The following is a 3,299-nucleotide window of genomic DNA, read 5'->3' as shown; positions in this document are numbered from 1 at the left end:
GAAGCCGATCGAAATGCCGACGGCGAAAGCTGCTGCTAGAATTACAGGCAACATTCGTACATCACTCCTTATTCCGTTGTCAAGTTTCGTAGTTGTCGATCTATTCAGCAGTCGCTATATGCAAAAAAGCGTCTTGATGTATTCTACAGATTAGGAAGCTCAACCACAAGTCCGCCGAAGGGCTTCCCTTATGACGGAGTCGGTAAAGCCTCTACGGGACAACCTGCCCCAGACCTTCTCCATCTCAAGTTGGGGCCCCCAATGGCGGATCAGTTCCAAAGCCTTCCCGATCTCGTCTTCCCGGTCAAAGATGACCATGTCCTCCACGATATTTCGTTCAATCCCTCTTTTGAGGAGTTCCATTCTCATCCTTTTGAAGCCGTATTCCCTGTGGGTTGAAACGAAGAGCTCACAGTAGCGCAGGTCATCGATAAATCCCGATTCCTTCATTTCCCGGCATATCCTTTCCGAGGTCTCTCTCGAAGCTCCCCGGGCCAAAAGTTTCCTCCTGAGCTGCCCACAGGTCAGTTCCGACCAGCTGACCAGTCTCAAGGCATATTCCAGCAGTCCTTCGGTACTTTCACCTTTTTTCATAAGTCACGCTGTCCCCGCCAGCTTCATCTTCGTTCCCAGTTTTTTGAAAACCTCCCGGCGAAGATCGGGGTAGCCGGACAAGGCCGGATCCGATGCAATGAGCGAGAAGGCGTCTTCTCTCGCCTCCTCCAGGAGGCGCCTGTCTTTCACAAGGTCGGCCACCCTGAAATCGGTTATTCCATGCTGCCTTACCCCGCAGATCTCGCCGGGCCCCCTAAGGACAAGATCTTTTTCCGCTATCTCGAACCCGTCCGAAGATGAGCACATGGCTTCAATCCGCGCCTTCCCATCCTCAGTACCCGGCTTTCCAACGAGAAAACAAAAACCCCCCGCTCCACCCCTTCCTACCCTTCCCCTGAGTTGGTGCAGTTGCGAGAGGCCGAAACGATGGGCGTCCTCGATCACGATCACAGTGGCGTCTCTCACATCGAGACCGACCTCGACAACGGTCGTGGAGACAAGGATCGAAAGGTCTCCCCTGTCGAACATATCCATGGTGGCCTGCCTCTCCTCGGAGGGGAGTTGGCCATGAAGGATGCCGATTTTCTTCCTGGGAAATCGTTTTGAGAGCATTTCATGGCGTCTTATTACAGGCATAAGGGGAAGCTTATCGCTCTCCTCGATCACCGGGCAAACCCAGTAAACCCTTCCTCCCTTGGCAGTCTCCTCTGAGATGAACTCAGCCAGGCGAGGATCATCGGGATTCCGCAAGTAACTGGTCACCGTGGGAGTTCTTCCCGGAGGAAGTTCGTCAATCACGGAGAAGGCCAGGTCGCCGTATACGGAGAGAGTCAGAGTTCGTGGTATGGGGGTGGCGGTCATCACGAGCACGTGGGGGTGATCGCCCTTCCCGGTCAAGGCCCCTCTCTGGAGAACGCCGAACCGATGCTGCTCATCCACCACCACGGCGGCCAACTTTCCGAATCTTACCGTCTTTTGAATAAGGGTATGGGTCCCCACCGTAATACAGGGTTTCCCGGAAGCTATCTCCGCCAGGACTTCCTCCCTGCGCGTGTTCGGCAGGGATCCGGTGAGAAAATGAACGGGGATTCCCAGGATGGAAAGCCAATCTGATATTCTCCTGAAGTGCTGCCTGGCCAGGATCTCGGTGGGGGCCATGATCGCTCCCTGGAAACCGCTGTCTATCGCAGCGATCAGGAAGATCACCGCCGCCACCGTCTTACCCGAACCCACGTCTCCCTGGAGCAGCCTGTTCATGGGAACGTTTCCCGAGCTGTCCAGGGCGAGTTCTCGAAGGACTTTCTTTTGGGATACCGTAAGGGAGAAGGGAAGAATGCCCGAAAGGAACCGTCTCATCATGGGGCCCTCCCACTCAAGGGGTTTCCCTTCCGTATCTTCCAGGTACCCTTGCTTTCTTATGGCAAGGGCCACCTGGAGGAGGAAGAGTTCCTCGTAGGCCAGCCTTTTCCTGGCTCGAGCCCACTCTTCGCGCCCCGAGGGGAAATGCATCTCTGAAAGGGCTTCCTGCTGGGAAATAAAGCCCTTGGACTCCCGTAAAAAAGCGGGCAGGGGATCAAGGAGGTCCCCGGGGAAGGATGCGATAGCATCCGAAACAAGCCGTCGCAGCCACTTCTGGTACAAACCTTCCGTTCCGGGGTAGACAGGGACGATAGTCCTCCGGCCGGAGGAATCATCCTCCTCGGCCAGGATCTCGAACTCCGGGTTGGTAAACTGTAAAAACCCTCCTCTTCTTTCGACCTTCCCGTAGAAGGAGGCCTTCGAACCCGGCGGCAGTATCTTTTCAAGGCCCTTCCGGTTAAACCAGATCGCTTGGACAAGGCTTGATCCGTCACTGAGCAGGGCCGTCACCAGGGAGAGGTTTCTCCTCCTGGTGGGTTTCCTCTCAATGGCCAACACCGTGGCGACGGCCGAGGAGTAGGAGCCCGCCTGGAGTAAACCCAGGGGCGCAGCCTCACCCCTGTTCTCGTAACGGCGGGGAAAAAGGTAAAGGAGGTCCTCGATGGTTTGCACACCAAGCCTGAGAAGCCGAGACGCCCGTACGGGCCCAACCCCCTTCAGGAACCTGACGGGGGAGTCTCTCGCCAGGCTCTCCGTCACTGATGGCTCTCTCCTTCCCCTTTGCCCTCTTCTTCCTCCGCAGGAGCCTCCAGCGAATTCAGCATGGACCCGAACTTGGCAAGCAGGCCCTTGAACTCAGCCACGAACTGGTAACGGACCTGCCTCAGCCTCTGGATATCCCGCTTGTGGACGTCCACCCTGTCCTTTGCGTTGATGACGATCTTGTGAGCCTGGGCCTCGGACTCGGCGATGATAACCTCGGCCTTGATTTCGGCACTGCTCACTCTTTCTTCGGCGCTCTTCTGCGCTAGGACGAGGGCTTCCTGCAGGGACTGCTTCAATTCTGTGTATTCCCTGATCTGTTCATCAAACCTTGAAAGCTGCACTTCCAGGGTCTTAATCCTTTCCGAGTAAGCCTGCAGGCTTCCGGCTACCTTTTCAAGGAAATCCTCGACCTCCTCGGGATTATAGCCCCTCATGGCCTTGCTGAAATTGATCCTCTCGATATCAAGAACGGTCAACAGGTCTGCCAATTCTTTCCCTCCCTGCCCGTGGGGTCAATATTGTCTCCTGCCGAAAAGGGCGGTCCCTATTCGCACCATGGTGCTCCCTTCCATCACGGCATATTCAAAGTCGTCGCTCATGCCCATGGAGAGAACAGGAAG

Annotated in this window: 4 protein-coding genes; all 4 read right to left on the bottom strand. The window is 55.9% G+C overall.

All coding sequences use genetic code 11. The annotated features are described in order from the left end of the window. Window positions 1-159: 159 nt before the first annotated feature. On the bottom strand, window positions 160-594 hold the full coding sequence (locus GX108_02170) for a hypothetical protein (protein NLO55853.1): 435 nt from the start codon (window positions 592-594) through the stop codon (window positions 160-162). A gap of 3 nt (window positions 595-597) precedes the next feature. After that, window positions 598-2,673 (bottom strand): ATP-dependent DNA helicase RecG, encoded by a 2,076-nt coding sequence (gene recG / locus GX108_02165; protein ID NLO55852.1) that lies wholly within the window; start codon window positions 2,671-2,673, stop codon window positions 598-600. Beyond that, window positions 2,670-3,167, bottom strand: a complete 498-nt coding sequence (locus GX108_02160; protein NLO55851.1) for a DivIVA domain-containing protein — start codon at window positions 3,165-3,167, stop codon at window positions 2,670-2,672. The genes recG and GX108_02160 overlap by 4 nt, the downstream gene beginning before the upstream one ends. Before the next feature lie 24 nt (window positions 3,168-3,191). Continuing rightward, a partial coding sequence (locus GX108_02155) for a YggS family pyridoxal phosphate-dependent enzyme (GenBank protein ID NLO55850.1) occupies window positions 3,192-3,299 on the bottom strand: 108 nt, incomplete at its 5' end.

The organism is Thermovirga sp., assembly GCA_012523215.1.
GTDB lineage: Bacteria > Synergistota > Synergistia > Synergistales > Thermovirgaceae > 58-81.
This window is presented reverse-complemented; position numbering and strand designations above follow the sequence as displayed.

What these genes read in the sequence shown, in the direction of transcription:
- GX108_02170 (NLO55853.1), bottom strand. Translation starts at nt 594, where the DNA reads ATGAAAAAAGGTGAAAGTACCGAAGGACTGCTGGAATATGCCTTGAGA.